The sequence below is a fragment of the Leptothrix discophora genome (assembly GCF_030705305.1).
Taxonomy (GTDB): Bacteria; Pseudomonadota; Gammaproteobacteria; order Burkholderiales; family Burkholderiaceae_C; genus Sphaerotilus; species Sphaerotilus discophorus.
Map to the genome: position 1 here is coordinate 293191 of NZ_JAUZEE010000001.1, position 19846 is coordinate 313036.

Genomic DNA, 19846 nt, shown 5'->3' on the forward strand with positions numbered 1-19846 from the left:
GACCTGTCCTGAGCCGTCTGCAAGGGGCGCCCAACGGCAGCGTTGCGGCGCCCCTGTCTTGTCCGGGTCACGTCAGGCGACTGCACGAGCCTCGCCGCTTCCCGACACCCCTGTCCCGATGTCCCCTTTCCGTTTCAACACCACACGCACCGGAGACCGTGCCATGACCTACCGCGCCCCCGTCAAGGATTTCCTGTTCGGACTGAAGGAGCTCGCCGGCCTCGAGCAGCTGACGCAGATCCCCGCGTTCGAGGAGGCCGGCCTGGAGACGGCGGCGGCCGTGCTGGAGGAATGTGCGCGGCTCAACGAGAACGTCGTCGCGCCCCTGAACTGGGAAGGGGACAAGAACCCCTCGTCCTGGAAGGATGGCCAGGTCACGACCACGCCCGGTTTCAAGGACGCCTTTCGCCAGTTCGCCGAGGGTGGCTGGCAAGGCCTGCAGCATCCGCCCGAGTTCGGTGGCCAGGGCCTGCCCAAGGCGATCGGTGCGGCCTGCATCGAGATGCTCAACAGCGCCAACCTCAGCTTCGCGCTGTGCCCGCTGCTGACCGATGGCGCGATCGAGGCGCTGCTGACCGCGGGCACCGACGAGCAGAAGTCGACCTACATCCCGCCGATGATCGAGGGCCGCTGGACCGGCACGATGAACCTCACCGAGCCGCAGGCCGGCTCCGACCTCGCGGCGGTGCGCAGCCGCGCCGAACCACAGGCGGACGGGTCCTACAAGATCTTCGGCACCAAGATCTTCATCACCTACGGCGAGCACGACATGGCCGAGAACATCGTCCACCTCGTGCTGGCGCGGGTGGTCGGCGCGCCCGAGGGCGTCAAGGGCATCAGCCTGTTCATCGTGCCGAAGTTCCTGGTCCATGCCGATGGCAGCCTGGGCGCGCGCAACGACGTGCACTGCGTGTCCATCGAGCACAAGATGGGCATCAAGGCCAGCCCAACCGCGGTGCTTCAGTACGGCGACCACGGCGGCGCGGTCGGCTACCTGGTCGGCCAGGAGAACCGCGGCCTGGAGTACATGTTCATCATGATGAACGCGGCCCGCTACGCGGTCGGCATCCAGGGTATCGCGGTGGCCGACCGGGCCTACCAGAAGGCCGTGCAGTACGCCCGTGACCGCGTGCAGTCGCGCCCGGTGGACGGCTCGCTGCCGACGGCCGGCGCGATCATCCACCACCCCGACGTGCGCCGCATGCTGATGACGATGCGCTCGCTCAGCGAGGGCTGCCGCGCGCTCGCGTTGGTCGCCGGCGCCGCCTACGACGCCGCGCACCACCACCCGGACGCCGACACCCGCCGCGTCAACCAGGCCTTCTATGAATTCATGGTGCCGCTGATCAAGGGCTACAGCACCGAGATGAGCCTGGAGGTCACCAGCCTGGGCGTGCAGGTTCACGGTGGCATGGGCTTCATCGAGGAGACCGGCGCGGCGCAGTTCTACCGCGACGCCAAGATCCTGACGATCTACGAAGGCACGACCGCCATCCAGGCCAATGACCTGATCGGCCGCAAGACGGCCCGCGATGGCGGTCAGACCGCCAAGGCCATCGCCGGCCAGATCGAGCTGACCGAGGCCGCGCTCGCCGCCCATTCGAGCGTCGCCGCGCAGACCTACGCACGTCGCCTGAAGGCCGCCCGCGAGGCCTTCATCGAGGTGGTCGACTTCGTCGCCGGCCGCACCAAGGCCCATCCGAACGAGGTCTTCGCCGGTTCGGTGACCTACCTGATGCTGGCCGGCAACCTGATGGCCGGTTGGCAGATGGGCCGTGCGCTGCTGGCCGCCGAGGACGCCATCAACGAGGGCGACGACGTGCCCTTCATGCAGGCCAAGATCGCGACCGCGCGCTTCTATTGCGACCACATCCTGACGCGTGTGCCGGGCCAGCGCGACAGCGTGCTCGAAGGCGGCGAGTCGGTCTGCGCGCTGGCGCTGGAGGCCTTCTGATGTCGCTGCCTCCGATCTTCGACACGCTGAGGCTGCCGGTCATCGGCTCGCCGCTGTTCATCATCAGCAACCCCAAGCTGGTGATCGCGCAATGCCAGGCCGGCATCGTCGGCTCCATGCCGGCGCTGAACGCCCGGCCGGCCTCGCAGCTCGACGAGTGGCTGGCCGAGATCACCGAAACGCTGGCAGCCTGGGATGCGGCGCATCCGGATCAGCCGTCCGCGCCCTACGCGATCAACCAGATCGTTCACAAGAGCAACGACCGGCTGGAACACGACCTTGAGGTCTGCGCCCGCTACAAGGTGCCGCTGGTCATCACCAGCCTGGGCGCGCGCGAGGACGTCAACCATGCGGTGCATGCCTGGGGCGGGCTGGTGATGCACGACATCATCAACAACGCGTTCGCCCACAAGGCGATCGACAAGGGCGCCGACGGCCTGATCGCGGTGGCCGCCGGTGCCGGTGGCCACGCCGGCACCAAGAGCCCGTTCGCGCTGATCCAGGAGATCCGCCAGTGGTTCGACGGCCCGCTGGCGCTGTCAGGCTCGATCGCCAGTGGCGGCGCGGTGCTCGCCGCGCAGGCCATGGGCGCGGACCTCGCCTACATCGGCTCGGCCTTCATCGCCACCGACGAGGCCCGCGCCAGCGACGCCTACAAGCAGTGCATCGTCGAGTCGAACAGCGACGACATCGTCTACAGCAACCTGTTCACCGGCGTACACGGCAACTACCTGAAGCCGTCGATCCGGGCCGCCGGCATGGATCCGGACGCGCTGCCCGAGGCCGACCCGAGCAAGATGAACTTCGGCGCTGCCGGGGCCGATGCCAAGAAGGCCTGGAAGGACATCTGGGGTTGCGGCCAGGGCATCGGCGCGGTCGACCGCATCGCGCCCGCCGGCGAACTGGTGCGGCGCCTGTCCGATGAATACGAGCTGGCGCGACGTCGCCTCTGCCTCGGTCCGGCGGCCTGATGTTTGGGTGGAAGGCCGGGCCGGCGACGGGCTCAGCGCCGGTCGCCGCCAGCCTTCTGCTTGTCCAGGTCCTCGTCCAGCCCTTCACCCGCGTCACGGTAGGCGCGCCAGTGGTCCATGGCGCTGCGCGTGAGCCGCGTCTGCCGGGTGAACACCGGGCAGGCCTTGCAGATCCACAGGTGCACCCGCACGCCCACCCGTTCGCCAAGCGACAGGGTGCGTTCCTCGCCTTCGAGGACAAGGCGGGTGACATCTCGGCAGCTGAGCATCGGTCGCATGGGGGTCATCGTCCAGGACTGGGGGGAGAGAACCAGTGGGTCTGCAGGCATGCGCGCAGCCTCAGCTTGGCGCGGTGCAGCAGCACGAACAGGTTGGTCGAGCTGATGCCCAGTTGCTGACAGACCTCGTCGGTTTCCAGGCCCAGCCACTCCCGCATCATGAAGACCTGCCCTTGCTGGCCGGGCAGGTGGTCGACACAGGCGTCCAGCACGGTGATGAACTGGCGCTGGCCGAGCGTCGCCTCCGGGTTGCCCCATTCGGCCGGGGCCTCGCGCCAGTGGCCGTCCGGCTTGAAGAGCAGGTCGTCGAGGTCCTCGTCGTCCTCGCGCGTGCTGGAGATCTCGCGGCCGTGGCGGCGGATCTGGTCGATCAGCTTGTGCTTGAGGATGCCGATCAGCCAGGTCTTGAGCTGACTCTGGCCGCCGAAGGACTGGGGCTTCTCCAGCGCCACGATCAGCGTCTCGGACACCGCATCTTCGGCCCAGGCCTCGTTGCGCAGCTGCTTGCGGGCATAGCGCATCAGCGGTTCACGCAGGGCTTGCAGCTGGTTCGCGAGATCGGTCATGGGGGCGTCTGGAGCGGAGGGCGGGCGCAGTGTAAGGACAGGGCATGACGTGCGACGAAGCGGTTCGCGGCATCGGCCCGGGCCCCGGCTCAGTCGTGTCCGCTGGCATCATTCTTACTGCCCTTCCGGAGATCCGCGCATGACCTGTCCCGACCCTGCTGCCACCACGCGACGCACCCACCTGCGATGGCTGGGCCTCGGCGCCGCCGCGACGCTGGGCCTGGACGTCCGCGCACAGGACGCGGCCTGGGCGCGCACCGAGGCCCAGGCCCGCGGCCAGACCGTCTACTTCAATGCCTGGGCCGGCAGCGAGCCGATCAACGCCTACATCCAGTGGGCCGCCGGCGAGCTGCAGCGTCGCCACGGCATCAAGCTCGAGCACGTGCGCATCACCGACGCGGCGGAGGTGGTCCAGCGCGTGCGTGCCGAACAGCGTGCCGGCCGCAGCGACGGCTCGGTCGACCTGCTGTGGATCAACGGCGAGAACTTCCATGCGATGAAGCGCGACCGCCTGCTGCTCGCGCCCTGGGCCGAGCGCCTGCCGTCCTATGCCGGCGTCGACACCCAGGGCAAGCCGACCACGCGCAGCGACTTCGGCGAGCCGGTCGACGGCCTGGAAGCGCCCTGGGGCATGGCCCAGCTGACGTTCTACGGCGATGCGCCACGGCTGGGCGGTGCGCCGCCGCGCAGCCTGGCCGCGCTGCTCGATTGGGCCCGTCGCCATCCGGGCCGCTTCAGCTACCCACGCCCGCCGCAGTTCCACGGCACGACCTTCCTGAAGCAGGTGCTGCTGGAGGCGCTGCTGCTGCTCGCGCTGGTGCCGTGGCCGCTGGCGCAGGCGCTGGCGGAGGCTGTCCGGCAGGGTGTCGACCCGGCCGGCTGGCAGGCCTTGGCGGCCGATCCGCAGACCTTGCCGGCCTGGCGCCTGTCGGTCCAGACTGCCCTGCTCAGCAGCACGCTGGCCCTGCTGGCAACGCTGTGGATCGGCAGCGCCTGGCAGGCCGACGCGCTGGCCGGCACGCCGCGTTGGCAGCGGCGGGTGCGGGGCTGGGGCGCCATGCTGGCGATGCCGCATGCCGCCGCCGCGATCGGCCTGCTGTGGCTGCTGATGCCCTCGGGCTGGCTGGTCCGGCTGGCGGCACTGGCGGTGCCTGGCCCGGGTTGGGACGCGCCGCCCGAGCTGGTGCTGGCCAACGATCCACAGGGCCATGCGCTGGTGCTGGCGCTGGTCGTCAAGGAACTGCCCTTCCTGCTGTGGATGCTGGCGGCCGACTGGGCCCGGCCGGAGCTGGCCCAGCGCCTGTCGCAGCAGCTGGTGGTGGGCCGCAGCCTGGGCTGGCCGGCCCGCAGCCTGGCCTGGCGACTGCTGTGGCCGCAGATGCTGGCACGGCTGCGCTGGCCCTTGCTGGCCGTGCTGGCCTATGGCCTGACCGTCGTCGACATGGCCTTGTTGCTCGGCCCCGGCAATCCGCCGACGCTGGCGGTGCTGGCCTGGGACGGGCTGCGCGATGCCGACCCGTCGCGCCAGTCGCAGGCCGTCGCCGCCGCCTGGCTGCTGACCGTCACGCTGCTGCTGCTGGCGGTGGCGGGTCGTGCGGCGATGGGGTGGGTGTCGAACCGGCTGGCCGAGTCGCTGCGGGACGGCCCGCCCCTTTCCTCGACCTTGCGCCGCCCCGATGGGCCGGGACGGCTCGCACGCGGCGCACTGACGAGCTTGGGCGGGCTCTATGCCGTCCTGTGGCTGGTGCTGGCGATCGGCTCGGTCAGCGCAAGCTGGCGCTACCCGGCGCTGTGGCCACAGGCGCTGACCGGGCAAGCCTGGCAACAGGCCGTGCTGGACGGCGGCGTGCTGCGCGACAGCGTGCTGCTGGCGGCCGCCACGGCGCTGCTGTCGCTGGCGACGGTGATCGCCTGGCTGCAACTCGCGCCGCCGACCTGGGACCGCTGGGCCATCGGCCTGAGCAGCACGACGCTGGTGCTGCCCACGTTGCTGCTGCTGGCCGGCCTCTACCCCTGGTTCCTGGTCTGGCGGCTCGACGGCGGCTGGCCCGGCCTGGTCTGGGTCCATGGCCTGATGGCCTTGCCCTATGTCGCGGTCGCGCTGCAGCCGTCCTGGCGCGCGCTCGATCCGCGCTACCTGGCGACCGCACGAACGCTCGGGCTCACGCCGTGGCGCCAGCTCTGGTCGGTGCGGCGGCCCATGCTGGCCGCGCCGATCGCATCGGCGCTGGCGGTCGGCTGGGCGGTCAGCCTGGGCCAGTTCCTGCCGACGCTGTTCATCGGCGCGGGCCGGCACCGCACGCTGACGACCGAGGCCGTCACGTTGGCCGCCGGCGGCCAGCGCCATGCGGCGGCGGCCTTCGCGCTGCTGCAGGCGCTGCTGCCGCTGGCCGGTTTCCTGCTGGCCAGCAGGGTCGGCCGATCGGGCCGCGCCGCGTCCTCCGGGAGGCTCGCCCGATGAGCCACCCCGACCGCGCGCCGCAACCTCGTGGCCTGGTCCTGCGCGACCTGCGCCTGACCCTGTCCGGCCGGCCGCTGCTCGCCCCGATCGATGCCGACGTCGGCCCCGGCGAGGTGCTGGCGCTGACCGGTCCGAGCGGCTGCGGCAAGAGCTCGTTGCTGCTGGGCCTGGCTGGCGTGCTGTCGCTGCCGCTGCGCCTGACCGGCCTGGCCACGCTGGGCGGCGTCGACCTGGCCGGCCTGCCGGCCGAGTCGCGCCGGCTCGGCCTGATGTTCCAGGACGACCTGCTGCTGCCGCACCTTGATGTCGCCGGCAACCTGCTGTTCGGGATGCCCGCCGGCGGGACGCGGCGCGAGCGGCTGGGCCGGGTCGACGCGGCGCTGGAGCGGGCGGGCCTGGGCGGCTGCGCCTCGCGCCGGCCGGAGCAGCTGTCGGGCGGCCAGCGCCAACGGGTCGCATTGCTGCGGGCCTTGTTGTCCGAGCCGCGTGCGCTGTTGCTGGACGAGCCGTTCTCGCGCCTGGACGCGACGCTGCGCGCCAGCTTCCGCGCCTGGGTCTGGGCAACGCTGGCCGAGCGCGGCCTGCCGGCGCTGCTGGTCACGCACGACCTCGACGACCTGCCGCCGGGCGCTCGCCGGATCGACTTGCAGAGCGCGCCGGAGGAGGGCGCCGACCATGCTTGACGCCGCCTTCGTCGCCCGCTTCGGGCCGCCGCTGGAACGCCTGGCCGCGCGGCTGGCGCGCACCGGCCTGAGCCCGGACGGGCTGAGCTGGACCGGTTTCGGTCTGGGCCTGGCGGCGGCCGCCGCGATCGTCGAGCAGGTCCACGTGCTGGCGCTGGCGCTGATCCTGGCGAGCCGGCTGGCCGACGGGCTGGACGGCGCGCTGGCCCGCCACCTGGGCCGCGCCAGCGCGCGTGGCGCCTACCTGGACATCACGCTCGATTTCCTGTTCTACGCGCTGGTGCCGCTGGCCTTCGCGTGGTCCGACCCCGCAGCCAACAGCCTTGCCGGCGCGACCTTGCTGGCCGCCTTCATGGGCACCGGCAGCAGCTTCCTGGCCTATGCCGTGCTGGCCGAACGCCATGGCCTGCGCAGCGTCGCCTTCCCGCGCAAGGGCTTCTATTACCTCGGCGGCCTGACGGAGGCCGGTGAGACGCTGGCCTGCTTCGCCGCGATGTGCCTGTGGCCGCAGCACTTCGCGCTGCTGGCCTACGGCTTCGCGGCGCTGTGCGGGCTGACCGTGGCGATGCGCGTGCAGGCCGGCTGGCGCTGCTTCGGCGCGCTGGACCGGGCCGGTCCGGACACGCGACCGCCGCCGCGCTGAAAAGAAACGAAACACGCCGATACCGCGCTGCAAGGACACCGCGCCGGCCGGCCGGCAACATCCTTTCCATCGATCCACCGCAGCCGCTGACACGCAGCGCCGGGCGGATCGCAACGGATCTCAACCCGTCCCGAAAGGATGATTCCCATGAAGACCTGGAAACAACGCAGCCTGACCGTCCTGGCCACCACCGCACTCTCGTTCGGCCTGCTCGGCGGTGTCGGTGCGGTGCTCGCCGCACCGATGGGGGGCGAGCACATGATGGGCATGATGGGCGGCCATGGCGGCATGGGCCATCACGGCCCGATGTCCGACGCCGACCACCAGAAGATGCGCGAGCGCATGCTCGAGCGCGCCACCAACAGGCTCAAGCTCGACGAGGCACAGAAGCAGCGCCTGGGCAAGCTGATGGACGCGCTGCATGCCCAGCATCAGGCCCTGCAGCCGGAAGGCGCTGCGGCCCCGAAGGCGGGCGATGCCAAACCGGCCGGCCCGCGTGACGAGTGGCAGGCGCTGATCGCCGGCAACCGCTTCGACAAGGCCCGGGCCCAGCAACTGGCCGATGCCAAGGCGCAGGCGATCCAGAAGTCCAGCCCGGCGGTGATCGCTGCGGCGGCCGACTTCTTCGACAACCTCAAGCCCGAGCAGCAGACCCAGGTGCGCGAGTACCTGGCCCGCGGCGCGGGACGTGGTGGCCACGATGGCCACCGCGGCATGCACGGCGGCCGGGGCGACGATCGCGGTGACCGTGGCACGCCGCCGGCCGGTGCCAAGGGTGGCTGATCGGGGCGTCTGATCCAGGCGACTGAGCCGGTCCGGGGTGCGGGCACCACACCGCCTCCCTGACCTTTGGGCATCCACATCCGCACCTCGACCCGGCCGCGTGCCTGCACGCTGCCGGGTCGTTCCGCTTTCCGGCCCGCCAGCCCGCCCGTCCTTCCGGCAACCCTTCTGGGATCATCCCGCCATGCACCGACTGCTCCTGATCGACGACGACCAGCACCTGGCCGCGCCGCTGACCGCCTACCTGCAGCGTTTCGACCTGGCGCTGGACCATGCCGACCGGCCCAGCGCCGGCCTGGCGCGGCTGGCGGCCACCGCCTACGACGCGGTGATCCTTGACGTCATGCTGCCGGAAATGGACGGCTTCGCGGTCTGCCGCGAGATCCGCAAGACCAGCGACATCCCCATCCTGATGCTGACCGCGCGCGGCGACGTGATGGACCGCGTCATCGGCCTGGAACTGGGTGCCGACGACTACCTGCCCAAGCCCTTCGAGCCGCGTGAACTGGCCGCGCGCCTGCAGACCATCCTGCGCCGCCAGCGCGCCGACCGGCAGGAGGCCGCCAGCACCGCGCCGCTCGTGTTCGAGGGCCTGCGGGTGGACTTCGAGCGCCGCCAGGTCGAGGTCCAGGGCCGCGAGGTCGAACTGACGGGCACCGAGTTCGAGCTGCTGGGCCTGCTCGCGCGCGAGCCGCAGAAGGTCTTCAGCCGCGATGACATCCTGACCCGGCTGCGCGGCCAGGAGGCCGAGCTCTACACCCGCGCGGTCGACATCCTGGTGAGCCGGCTGCGCAGGAAGCTCGAACCGCTGGACTGCATCAAGACCGTGCGCAATGCGGGCTACGCCTTCGCGGCGGCGCGGGTCACGGACTGAGCCATGACCCCGCGCAGCGACGATCACGCCTGGCTGACCCGTCCGGTCGAACGCCACCGCCGGCTGGGCGTGCGGCTGGTGCTGCTCTTCATCGTGCTGGCGCTGGTCATGGGCCTGACCTTCCTGACCGGCATGCAGCACGCGCTGGGTGGCGGCTGGCGGGCGCTGGTGCGACCCTTGGTGGCCGACTACGTCGACCGCCTGGCGGCCGACATCGGCAGCCCGCCCGACATCGCGCGGGCCCGCGCCATGACCGAACGCCTGCCGCTGGCGATCCGGATCGAGGGACCGGACGTCAACTGGACCTCGCACCCGGACGGCCTGCCGCGCCACCCGATGCCGCTGCCGATGCGGCCGTGGCGCGATCGGGAGATGGGTCGGGAGATGGGTGGAGAGATGGGCCGCGACATGGCTCGCGACATGGTTCGCGATGGCCCACCGCCACCTTGGCGCCGCGACGCCTCCACATCCGGCGACGGCCCGCCGCCGCACCGCGGTCCGCCGCGCTGGCGCCACGACGACACCGACGATGCCCGCGACGACCCACCCGGCGCGCGCGGCGTGGTCGCCCTGAGCCGCCTGACGTCGGACGGCCACCGCATCACCTTCGCGCTGGGCGAGGTGCCACTGAGGCACCAGCCGCGCGTGATCGGCTGGATCACGCTGGCCGCGCTGCTGCTGGTCACCGCCGCCGCCTACCTCGCGATGCGCCGGCTGCTGCGGCCGCTGGACGACATCGGCGCGGGGGCCGGCCGCTACGGGCAGGGCGACTTCAGCGCCGCCATCCCGATCCGTCGGCCGGACGAACTCGGCCGGCTGGCCGGCCAGATCAACGCGATGGCCGACGGCCTGCGCGAGCGGCTGGATGCGAAGCGCGCCTTGCTGCTGGCGATCAGCCACGAACTGCGCTCGCCGCTGACCCGCGCACGCCTGAACGCCGAACTGGTCGACGAGGGCCCGCCGCGTGATGCGCTGCTGCGTGACCTGGAAGAGATGCGCGGCCTGATCAATGACCTGCTCGAAGGCGAACGCCTGGCCGCCGGCCATGCGTCGCTGCAGACCGAGCCGACCGACCTGGTCGCGCTGGCCCGCCAGGTCGTCGACGACCGCTTGCGCAGCTGGCGGGAGGCCACCTCGACGGACGGCCCGGTGCCGACGGTGCGCTGGGACGTCACGCCGGAGGTGGCTCAGTCGCTGAGCCAGGCGGCGGTCGATCCGGCGCGCTGGCGGCTGCTGCTGCGCAACCTCGTCGACAACGCCTTGCGCCACGGCCGACCCGGCGAGGGATCGGGTGCGGCGGGTGAGGACATCGAGCTGTCGATCCGCCGCGACGACGCGGGCGGCGGCTGGCTGATGACGGTGCGCGACCACGGCCCCGGTGTCGCGCCGGAGCATCTGGCGCGGCTGGCCGAGGCCTTCTATCGCACCGACGCTGCCCGGACCCGCCACAGTGGCGGCGTCGGGCTGGGGCTCTACCTGTGTCGCCTGGTGGCCCAGGCCCACGGCGGCCAGCTGGCCTTCGAGGCCGCCATGCCCGGCCTGCGCGTGCAGGTGCGCTGGCCGGGCTGAAAGCACAACGGCCACCCGAAGGTGGCCGTTGTCGTGTCAGCGCGAGCGATCCGGCCGGGCGGCCGGATCAGGCGGCTGGATCAGCGATCGCCGCGACGGCCTTGCGGGGCCGGACGGAAACCACGGTTCGGGCCGCCGGGACCACGGGCCGGGGCGGCACCGCGCCATTCGCCACCGGCCGGACGCGGTGCGTGGGCATGCGGCGGACGATCGCCATGCGGGCGGTCGAACACGCGGGCTTCCGGCGCATGGCCGAACGCCGGGGCGTGATGCGGACGCTCGCCGGCATGGGCCGGACGACCGCTGCGGTCGTTGTTCCAGCCACCGGCGCGCGGGCCGCCGCGCTCGTCATGGCGGCGCGGTGCGCCACCCGGACGGCGGTCGAAGGCCGGACGGGCCGGACGCGAGCTCAGGTCCGGACCCGGACGGGTCGGCTCCAGGCCGACGATGGTCTCGACCGGGATCGTCTGGGTCGTGAACTGCATGATGCGGCGGATCATGCCGGCATCGCGGCGCTCGGCCAGCGTGATCGCCAGGCCCGAGCGACCAGCACGGCCGGTGCGTCCGATGCGGTGCACGTAGTCCTCGGCCTTCATCGGCAAGCCGAAGTTGATGACGTGGCTGATGGTGGGCACGTCGATGCCGCGGGCGGCAACGTCGGTGGCGACCAGCACCTTCAGCTCGCCGCTGCGCAGCGCCATCAGCGTGCGGGTGCGGCGACCTTGCGGCATGCCACCGTGCAGCGGCGCGACCGCGTGGCCGATGTCGTACAGGTGGGCGGCCAGCTCGTCGGCGTCACGCTGCGTGCTCGTGAAGACGACGGCCTGCTGGACTTCACGGTCGGTCAGCAGGTGCTCCAGCAGCGCGGCCTTGTGCTCGACGCTGTCGGCCCACAGCAGCTTCTGGGTGATGTTCTCGTGGCTGTCGGTGTGGTTGGCGATCTCGATGCGCTGGGCGTCCGGCTTCAGGATCTGGTCGGCGAGGCGACCGACCTGGCCGGCGAAGGTGGCGCTGACCATGACGGTCTGGCGCGACGCCGGCAGGGATTCGGCGATGCGTTCGATGTCCTCGATGAAGCCCATGTCCAGCATGCGGTCGGCTTCGTCGAGCACCAGCAGCTCGACCGACGCCAGGATGGCCTTGCCGCTGTCGAGGTGGTCGATCAGGCGGCCGGGGGTCGCGATCAGCAGGTCCAGCGGCTTGCGCAGCGCGGCCAGCTGGGCGCCGTAGGGCACGCCGCCGACGACGGTGGCGACCTTCAGGCCAGGGATGTGGCGGCCGTAGTTCGAGGCCGCCTTGGCGACCTGCAGGGCCAGTTCACGGGTCGGTGCCAGCACCAGCACGCGCGGGCCGCTCACTTCGCCACGCGGGCGACGCTGTGCCGGGTCCAGGCGGGCGGCCAGGACGCGTTCCAGCGCGGGGATCACGAAGGCGGCGGTCTTGCCGCTGCCGGTGTTGGAGCACACGCGCAGGTCGGAACCGGTCAGCGCGGCGGGGATGGTCTGTGCCTGGACATCGGTCGGCTCGGTGTAGCCGGAATCGGTCAGGGCGGCCAGGATGGCCGGGTTCAGGGCGAGGTCTGCAAAACTCATGATGACTTCAGTCTTTCTGACGCACGGAGGGATCGCCGCCGGACGTCTCGGTCGCCGCATCACCGGTTGGTGATCGGTCTTGGGCAGGCAAAAGCACAGCCCGCGCGGCATCCATCAACGCGCGGTAGCGGTACAAGAGCTCAAGGAGGGGAAGGTGCCCGCCCGGGTCGAACAGCATCGCCGCCGACCGCGCCTGCAGCCCCGCGGCCCGGACCGTGAAGGTCGACCGCTGGAGGATGAGGGGAAAGAGGAAGGTCAGAGGGGATGAACGAAACAGCATCGCCCCAACGGGTGGGGCGAGCGGCGCGAAGTGTAGCGCAATGCTCGGGTTCTTGTTGCATTGCACCAAGAAAGAAGCCGCCCAGGTGGGCGGCTTCGGTTGGACGTCACGGCGGCATCACCGCCCGAGTGTCCTTCAGTGGCTCTGCTGGATGCCGGCAATGCGCCAGACCTGCGGCGCCGAGTCCTCGCGGACCAGGTGCCAGATCTCGTCGAAGCCGGCTGCCGCAGCACCGGCTTCCTCGCGGATCAGGCCGTGGAAGCGCACGCTGACGACGTCGCGGGCGGGCTCGCGGTCGAAGTCGATAACCTGAGCGGCGACCTGCTCGACGTCGGTCTGTTGGGTCTTGCCGCCACGGTCCTGCAGGTCCAGGCGGATGTTGGCGAACAGTTCGGGGGTGGTGAACTGGCGCAGGTCGTCCAGGTCGCCGCGGTCGTTGGCGGTCTGCATGCGGATGAAGATCATCCGGGCGATGCGCTCGAAGGCGGACGCATCAAAGTCGGCCGGCAGGGTGGGCGCGGCGAAACCGGCCGCCTGCGGCGCGACGGCCGGGGCACCACCGTCGATGCGGAAGCTGTCGGCCGCGCTGCCGGGCAGGGCGTTGCGCTGCAGGACCGGGGCCGAGGCGACGGTGCTGGCGGGTTCGGCTGACGTCGACGGCGACCCCGTGCCGGCGTAGGCATAAGCCGGCTGGTTGGCGGCTCCGTTCTTGCCCTTGCCGGCACCGAACCGCCGCATCAGCCAGGTCACCAGGAAGACGACTGCAACGGCGAGCAACGCCATCATCAGGAAGTTCGACACCGCTTCGCCCATGCCGAGGTGGCTGAGCAGCGCGGCGATGCCCAGGCCTGCGGCCAGACCGGCGATCGGACCCAGCCAGTTGCGCTTGGGCGGCGTCGCGGCCGCGCCAGCCGCAGCAGGCGCGCCAGCCTGGGCCTGCTGGGCCGGCGTGGCCGGCTGTGCCGGGGTGGCCTGCTGGTTCTGCATCGGCTTGGCCGGCATGCTGCGCTGCATGCCCGCCGAACCGCCACTGCCCAGACGCTTGGCGTCCGCGTCCACGGTCCAGGTGACCATTGCCACAGCCACCGCAAGGGCAGCCATCCAGCCTTGTTTCATCGTGTCGTCCTCTGTTCGTGATCGAAGTCTTGTGCAGATGAGGCCAGAGGCCTCGCCCACAAGGGGCTGAACCTGTCAGCTGCCTTGTGTGGCGTGTGACGCACGCACGCAGCGGAAGTTCCCGCCGCGCCCCCTTTCCAGGGGGCTGCGCGGGTCAGCCCGGCGTGGCGGCGTCGCCCCCGGCGACGATGCGGATGCACTCGCTGGCGTAGCGGACCTCGGCGCCGGGGCGAAGCTTGCGGGTCTTGCGGGTCTCGACCGAGCCGTCGACCTCGACCTCGCCGGCGGCGATGGCTACCTTGGCCGCGCCGCCACTGGGCACCAGGCCGCAGACCTTGAGCAGCGCGTCGAGCGTGATGTGGTCGCCGCGCACGGCGAATGTGGTGGTCGTCATGCGGGTCCGATCAGCGCGTCGCGCGTCAGCAGCAGCACCTGGTCGGCGCCGGCGCTGGTCTCCAGCCAGACCGCCGGCAGGCGCGGGAAGGCGGCCTCGAAGTGCGGTCGCTCATGGCCGATCTCGATGACCAGCACGCCGATGTCGCTCAGCCGGGCCGGCGCGTCGCGCAGCAGCTGGCGGATGAAGTCCATGCCGTCCTCGCCGCCGGCCAGCGCCATCTCGGGCTCGGCGCGGAATTCGGGCGGCAGCGCGGCCATCGAGCGCGCGTTGACGTAGGGCGGGTTGCACAGGATCAGGTCGTAGGGGCCGCGCACGTCGGCCAGGCCGTCGCTCTCCAGCACCGTGATGCGGTCGGCCAGGTGGTGGCGGTTGACGTTGATGCGCGCCACGTCCAGCGCGGCGGCCGACAGGTCCGAGGCATCGACCATCACGTCCGGAAAGGCCATGGCCGCCAGCACCGCCAGACTGCCGTTGCCGGTGCACAGGTCCAGCACCTGGCGGGTGCGGTCGCTCAGCCAGGCGTCCAGTGCATGGCCATAGTCGGGGTCGCCCAGCAGCTCGGCGATGAAGGAGCGCGGCACGATGCAGCGCTCGTCGACGAAGAAGGGCACGCCCTGCAGCCAGGCCTCGCGCGTCAAGTAGGCCGCCGGCTTGCGGCTGGCGATGCGCTCATCGACCACGGCGGCGACGTCGGCCAGTTGCTCCTCCGAGACCGGCCCGGAGGCCAGCTCGTCGTAGCCGTCCAGCGGCAGGCCGAGGCGCCACATCGTCAGCCAGATCGCCTCGTCGCGGGCGTTGTGCGTGCCATGGCCGAAGACGATGCCGGCGGCGGTCATGCGGGTGGCCATCTGCTCGACCACCTGGGCCAGGGTCGGACGGTCGCTGGGGGCAGGGCTGGGCATCGGTCGGGCTCGGGTCGGGTGCGGATGGGGCAGGGATGGCGCAGGGTTGGTGCAGCGCGGCTCAGGCAGCCGGCAGCATGGCGGCCAGCGTGCGGCGGTAGATCTCGGCCAGCGGCTCCAGATCGGCCACCGCGCCGTGTTCGTCGACCTGGTGGATGGTCGCGTTGATCGGGCCGAACTCGACCACCTGCGGGCAGATGCGGGCGATGAAACGGCCATCGGACGTGCCGCCGGTGGTCGACAGCTCGGTCTGCACGCCGGTGACCTCGGTGATCGCGGCGGACAGGGCGCCGATCAATGTGCCCGGTCGCGTCAGGAAGGGCCGGCCGCCGAGCGTCCAGTCGATCCGGTGCGGCACGCCGTGGCGTTCGAGCACGTCGTGCACGCGCTGCTTCAGCGCCTCGGGCGTCGACTCGGTCGAATAGCGGAAGTTGAAGTCCACCACCAGCTCGCCCGGGATGACGTTGGTCGCGCCGGTGCCGGCGTGGATGTTGGACATCTGCCAGCTGGTCGGCGGGAAGTGGTCGTTGCCGGCGTCCCAGGCGGTCGCGGCCAGCTCGGCCAGTGCCGGCACGGCCAGGTGGATGGGGTTGCGCGCCAGATGCGGGTAGGCGATGTGGCCTTGCAGGCCCTGCACGAACAGCCGGCCCGACAGCGAGCCGCGGCGGCCGTTCTTGATCATGTCGCCGAGCGACTTCACCGAGGTCGGCTCGCCGACGATGCAGGCGTCCAGCCGCTCGCCGCGCGCTTCCAGCCACTCGCAGACCTTGACGGTGCCGTCGACCGACGGGCCTTCCTCGTCGCTCGTCAGCAAGAAGGCGATGCGCCCCGCATGCTGCGGCCGTTCGGCCAAGAAGGCCTCGGTGGCAACGACCATCGCGGCCAGCGAGGCCTTCATGTCGGCCGCGCCCCGGCCGTAGACCCTGCCGTCGCGGTGGGTCGGCACGAAGGGGTCGCTGTGCCACTGCGACAGCGGGCCGGTCGGCACCACGTCGGTGTGGCCGGCAAAGACCAGGGTCGGGCCGGGCAGGCCGCCGTCGCGCACCGCCCAGAGGTTGTCGACGCGGCCATCGGCCGGGCCGAAGGGCAGGTCGTGCAGCGTGAAGCCGAGCGCGTGCAGTCGCGCGCCAATCAGGGCCTGGCAGCCGGCGTCATCGGGCGTGATCGAGCGGCGCGCGATCAGCGCCTCCAGCAGCGTGAGGGTGTTCAGGGACATGGCGGGATCGGGGCAGGGGCGGGGCAGGGACCGGCCGTGGCGCGACGCGGCGCCGCCGGTCGGCGTGGCGTCACTTCGAGCTCAGGCCGCCGGTCTGCGTCTGGACCGGGCGCAGCGCCGGGTTGCGGCGGCCCTTGTTGGCCTGCTGCGCATGCACGTCCAGCGTGATCTCGGTGAAGGACGGACCGGGTTCGGCCTCGGGCTCGGCCTCGGCCTGCTTCTTGCCGCCGGACTGCTCGTTCTGCAGCCGCCACAGCAGGTTGGTCGGCGAATCGGCGTTGGTCAGGGCCTCCTCGCGCGTCACCAGGCCTTCGGACAGCAGCCGGGCGAGGTCTTCCTCGAAGGTCTGCGAGCCCTCGGCGATCGAGCGCTCCATCGCATCCTTGATGCCGGCGAAGTTGCCCTGGTCGATCAGCTCGGCGATCAGCTGCGTGTTCAGCAGGATCTCGCAGGCCGGCACGCGGGCGCCGGCGACCGCCTTGAGCAGCCGCTGCGACACGATCGCCTTGAGGCCCGAGGCCAGGTCCGACAGCAGCGCTGGGCGGGACTCCGGCGTGTAGAAGCTCATGATGCGGTTGAGCGCATGCTGGCTGTTGTTCGCATGCAGCGTGGACAGCACCAGGTGGCCTGACAGCGCGTAGGACAGCGCCGCGCTCATGGTCTCGCGGTCGCGGATCTCGCCGATCAGGATGCAGTCGGGCGCCTGCCGCATGCCGTTCTTCAGGCCGATCTGCAGCGACTGCACGTCGCGGCCGACCTCGCGCTGGTTGACCAGCGACTTCTGGTTGGTGAACAGGAACTCGATCGGGTCCTCGACCGTCAGGATGTGCCCGGTCATCGTGCGGTTGCGCTGCTGCAGCATCGACGCCAGGGTCGTGCTCTTGCCGCTGCCGGTGGCACCGACCACCAGCACCAGCCCGCGCTTGGCGAGCGCCAGCGACGGCAGGATGGTCGGCAGGCTCAGCGTGTCCAGCTCGGGGATGTCGGTCGGGATGCAGCGGAACACCGCCGCGATCGTGCCGCGCTGGCGGAAGGCCGAAAGCCGGTAGCTCGCCACGCCGGGCACCGCGACGGCGCAGTTCAGCTCGCCGGTCTCGTCGAGCTCCTCCAGCTGCGTGGCCGTCAGCACCTCGGACAGCAGCTGGCGCGGCTGGACCGGGGTGAGCTGCTCCTGGGTGAGCTGCAGCATCTGCCCATGGATCTTGATCAGCACCGGCATGTTGGCCGAGAGAAACACGTCCGATGCGCGCTTCTCGGCCATCAGCCGGAGGATGCGTTCCATGTTGCGGGTCATGCCGCTGCTCGGGGAGGTGGCCATGCGTGTGGGGGTGCTCGTCGGACCGGCTGGGCGGGGCGGGATCAGCCGCGCAGCAGGTCGTTGATGCTGGTCTTGGCGCGGGTCTGGGCGTCCACGCGCTTGACGATCACCGCGCAGTAGAGGCTGTACTTGCCGTCCGACGACGGCAGGTTGCCGCTGACCACGACCGAGCCGGCGGGGATGCGGCCATAGCTGACCTCGCCGGTGGCGCGGTCGTAGATCTTGGTGCTCTGGCCGATGTAGACGCCCATCGAGATGACCGAGTTCTCCTCGACGATGACGCCTTCGACGACCTCCGAACGCGCGCCGATGAAGCAGTTGTCCTCGATGATGGTCGGGTTGGCCTGCAGCGGCTCCAGCACGCCGCCGATGCCCACGCCACCCGACAGGTGGACGTTCTTGCCGATCTGCGCGCAGGAACCGACGGTGGCCCAGGTGTCGACCATCGTGCCGGAGTCGACGTAGGCGCCGATGTTCACGTAGGACGGCATCAGGATCGCGCCGGGGGCGACGAAGCTGCCGCGGCGCGCGACGGCCGGCGGCACCACGCGCACGCCGGTGGCGCGCAGCTCGGCGTCGGACAGGCCGGCGTACTTGGTCGGGACCTTGTCGAAGAAGGTCAGGTCGCCACTGCCCATGGGCACGTTGTCGTTCAGGCGGAAGCTCAGCAGCACGGCCTTCTTGAGCCACTGGTTGACCTGCCATTGGCCCACGCCCTGGCGCTCGGCCACGCGCAGGCGGCCGGCGTCCAGTTCGGCGATGGCGTGGTTGACGGCGTCGCGGACCTCGGCCGGCGCAGCCGCCACGGACAGGTTGGCGCGGTCTTCCCACGCGGCTTCGATGACGGCTTGGAGCTGGCTGGACATGTTGGTGTGGCTCTTGGAGTGAGGGAAGTGAAACGGTCGTGCCCGGACGCTGCGGGACCGGGCCGAGGGAGTCGATGCGGGGGCGGTTCAGCCCTGCTGTTCGCGGATGAAGCGCACGATGCGGTGGGCGGCTTCGAGGCACTCGTCGACCTCGGCGACCAGCGCCATCCGGATCCGCCCGGCACCGGGGTTGAGGCCGTGCGCCTGGCGCGCCAGGTAGCTGCCGGGCAGCACCGCCACATTGTATTGACGCAGCAGTTCGCGGGCGAACGCGGTGTCCGAGCCACCGCAGACCTGTTCGGGCACACGCGCCCACAGGTAGAAGCCGGCGTCGGGCAGCGCCACGTCCATCGCCCCGGCCAGCAGCGGCGTGACCTGCGCGAACTTGGCGCGGTACTGGGCCCGGTTGTCGATCACGTGGGCCTCGTCGTTCCAGGCCGCGATGCTGGCCTGCTGCACCGTCGTGCTCATGGCGCTGCCGTGGTAGGTCCGGTAGAGCAGGAAGTTCTTCAGCAAGGCCGCATCGCCGGCGACGAAGCCCGAGCGCAGGCCCGGCACGTTCGAGCGCTTGGACAGGCTGGTCAGCACGACCAGGCGGCGCCAGTCGGTGCGGCCCAGCGCCTGGGCGGCCTGCAGGGCGCCCAGCGGCGGCTCGTCGCGGAAGTAGATCTCGGAATAGCACTCGTCCGAGGCGATCACGAAGCCGTGCCGGTCGGACAGCTCGAACAGCTCGCGCCACTCGTCCAGCGGCACCACCGCGCCGGCCGGGTTGCCGGGCGAGCAGACGTAGAGCAGCTGCGTGCGGGCCCAGGTGGCCTCGTCGATCTGCTTCCAGTCGGCCGCGAAGTTGCGGGCTGGATCGCTGTTGGCGAACACCGGCGTGGCCCCGCCCAGCAGGGCCGCGCCCTCGTAGATTTGATAGAACGGGTTGGGGCAGACGACCACCGGGCCGCCCTCGGCCGCATGGGCGCCGGGGTCGATCACCGTCTGCGCCAGCGCGAACAGCGCCTCGCGCGAGCCGTTGACCGGCAGGACCTCGGTGGCCGGGTCGACGCTCACGCCGTAGCGACGCCGGACCCAGTCGGCACAGGCCTGGCGCATCTCCGGCAGGCCGGCGGTCGCGGGGTAGGCCGACAGGCCCGACAGCGAGGCGGCCAGCGTGTCGGTCAGCAGCTTCGGGGCCGCGTGGCGCGGCTCGCCAATGCCCAGGCTGATCGGCCGCAGGGACGGGTTGGGGGTCACGTCCTTGACGAGGGCGCGCAGCCGCTCGAAGGGATAGGGCTGCAGGCGCTGGAGGAGCGGATTCATGGGCCGGCATTATCGGCACGACCCAGGCAGGCCGCGCGTCCGGCGGTGACGCTTGTTGTCACCTTGTCG

19 protein-coding genes are annotated in these 19846 nt (G+C 71.2%); 8 read left to right on the forward strand and 11 right to left on the reverse strand.

The genetic code is table 11. The features are described 5' to 3' along the window. Positions 1-163 precede the first annotated feature (163 nt). A complete protein-coding gene (locus Q8X39_RS01290; protein ID WP_305747816.1) occupies positions 164-1954 on the forward strand; it encodes an acyl-CoA dehydrogenase in 1791 nt (596 codons plus the stop codon). Further along, positions 1951-2925, forward strand: coding sequence for an NAD(P)H-dependent flavin oxidoreductase (locus Q8X39_RS01295; protein ID WP_407067954.1), 975 nt, complete (start codon positions 1951-1953; stop codon positions 2923-2925). The genes Q8X39_RS01290 and Q8X39_RS01295 overlap by 4 nt, the downstream gene beginning before the upstream one ends. 32 nt (positions 2926-2957) lie before the next feature. On the opposite strand, the gene Q8X39_RS01300 is transcribed toward Q8X39_RS01295, so the two are convergent. Further along, positions 2958-3203 (reverse strand): anti-sigma factor family protein, encoded by a 246-nt coding sequence (locus Q8X39_RS01300; protein WP_305747818.1) that lies wholly within the window; start codon positions 3201-3203, stop codon positions 2958-2960. Positions 3204-3208: 5 nt separating this feature from the next. Continuing rightward, positions 3209-3769: a sigma-70 family RNA polymerase sigma factor gene (locus tag Q8X39_RS01305; RefSeq protein WP_305747819.1), complete on the reverse strand. Its 561-nt coding sequence runs from the start codon at positions 3767-3769 to the stop codon at positions 3209-3211. A gap of 139 nt (positions 3770-3908) precedes the next feature. Between Q8X39_RS01305 and Q8X39_RS01310 the strand changes: the two genes are divergently transcribed. From Q8X39_RS01310 to Q8X39_RS01335, 6 genes are all read left to right on the forward strand, one after another. Further along, entirely contained in the window at positions 3909-6230 is a 2322-nt protein-coding gene (locus tag Q8X39_RS01310; RefSeq protein WP_305747820.1) for an ABC transporter substrate-binding protein, read from the forward strand. Beyond that, on the forward strand, positions 6227-6913 hold the full coding sequence (locus tag Q8X39_RS01315; protein ID WP_305747821.1) for an ATP-binding cassette domain-containing protein: 687 nt from the start codon (positions 6227-6229) through the stop codon (positions 6911-6913). The genes Q8X39_RS01310 and Q8X39_RS01315 overlap by 4 nt, the downstream gene beginning before the upstream one ends. Next, positions 6906-7556, forward strand: a complete 651-nt coding sequence (locus Q8X39_RS01320; RefSeq protein ID WP_305747822.1) for a CDP-alcohol phosphatidyltransferase family protein — start codon at positions 6906-6908, stop codon at positions 7554-7556. Before Q8X39_RS01315 ends, Q8X39_RS01320 begins: the two co-directional genes overlap by 8 nt. Before the next feature lie 147 nt (positions 7557-7703). Beyond that, complete coding sequence (locus Q8X39_RS01325; protein ID WP_305747823.1) at positions 7704-8339, forward strand: Spy/CpxP family protein refolding chaperone; 636 nt, start codon at positions 7704-7706, stop codon at positions 8337-8339. Between the two features lie 184 nt (positions 8340-8523). Further along, positions 8524-9213 (forward strand): response regulator transcription factor, encoded by a 690-nt coding sequence (locus tag Q8X39_RS01330; RefSeq protein ID WP_305747824.1) that lies wholly within the window; start codon positions 8524-8526, stop codon positions 9211-9213. A gap of 3 nt (positions 9214-9216) precedes the next feature. Next, positions 9217-10782 (forward strand): sensor histidine kinase, encoded by a 1566-nt coding sequence (locus Q8X39_RS01335; RefSeq protein WP_305747825.1) that lies wholly within the window; start codon positions 9217-9219, stop codon positions 10780-10782. An 80-nt stretch (positions 10783-10862) separates the two neighbouring features. On the opposite strand, the gene Q8X39_RS01340 is transcribed toward Q8X39_RS01335, so the two are convergent. The 9 genes from Q8X39_RS01340 to dapC all read right to left on the reverse strand — a co-directional run bounded on the left by Q8X39_RS01340 (position 10863) and on the right by dapC (position 19777). Next, positions 10863-12374, reverse strand: a complete 1512-nt coding sequence (locus Q8X39_RS01340) for a DEAD/DEAH box helicase (RefSeq protein ID WP_305747826.1) — start codon at positions 12372-12374, stop codon at positions 10863-10865. A 7-nt stretch (positions 12375-12381) separates the two neighbouring features. Then, positions 12382-12720, reverse strand: a complete 339-nt coding sequence (locus Q8X39_RS01345) for a hypothetical protein (protein WP_305747827.1) — start codon at positions 12718-12720, stop codon at positions 12382-12384. 69 nt (positions 12721-12789) lie between these two features. Continuing rightward, positions 12790-13770 carry a Tim44 domain-containing protein gene (locus Q8X39_RS01350; protein WP_305747828.1) on the reverse strand — a complete coding sequence of 327 codons (981 nt, stop codon included), beginning with the start codon at positions 13768-13770 and terminating at the stop codon, positions 12790-12792. Between the two features lie 154 nt (positions 13771-13924). After that, complete coding sequence (locus Q8X39_RS01355) at positions 13925-14164, reverse strand: RNA-binding S4 domain-containing protein (RefSeq protein ID WP_305747829.1); 240 nt, start codon at positions 14162-14164, stop codon at positions 13925-13927. Continuing rightward, complete coding sequence (gene prmB, locus Q8X39_RS01360; RefSeq protein ID WP_305747830.1) at positions 14161-15069, reverse strand: 50S ribosomal protein L3 N(5)-glutamine methyltransferase; 909 nt, start codon at positions 15067-15069, stop codon at positions 14161-14163. Before prmB ends, Q8X39_RS01355 begins: the two co-directional genes overlap by 4 nt. A gap of 61 nt (positions 15070-15130) precedes the next feature. Further along, positions 15131-16285, reverse strand: a complete 1155-nt coding sequence (gene dapE / locus Q8X39_RS01365) for a succinyl-diaminopimelate desuccinylase (protein ID WP_305747831.1) — start codon at positions 16283-16285, stop codon at positions 15131-15133. A gap of 70 nt (positions 16286-16355) precedes the next feature. Then, complete coding sequence (locus Q8X39_RS01370) at positions 16356-17579, reverse strand: PilT/PilU family type 4a pilus ATPase (protein WP_305748250.1); 1224 nt, start codon at positions 17577-17579, stop codon at positions 16356-16358. Between the two features lie 65 nt (positions 17580-17644). Continuing rightward, positions 17645-18469 (reverse strand): 2,3,4,5-tetrahydropyridine-2,6-dicarboxylate N-succinyltransferase, encoded by an 825-nt coding sequence (gene dapD, locus Q8X39_RS01375; RefSeq protein ID WP_305747832.1) that lies wholly within the window; start codon positions 18467-18469, stop codon positions 17645-17647. A gap of 87 nt (positions 18470-18556) precedes the next feature. Continuing rightward, complete coding sequence (dapC, locus tag Q8X39_RS01380; RefSeq protein ID WP_305747833.1) at positions 18557-19777, reverse strand: succinyldiaminopimelate transaminase; 1221 nt, start codon at positions 19775-19777, stop codon at positions 18557-18559. Positions 19778-19846: the final 69 nt, after the last annotated feature.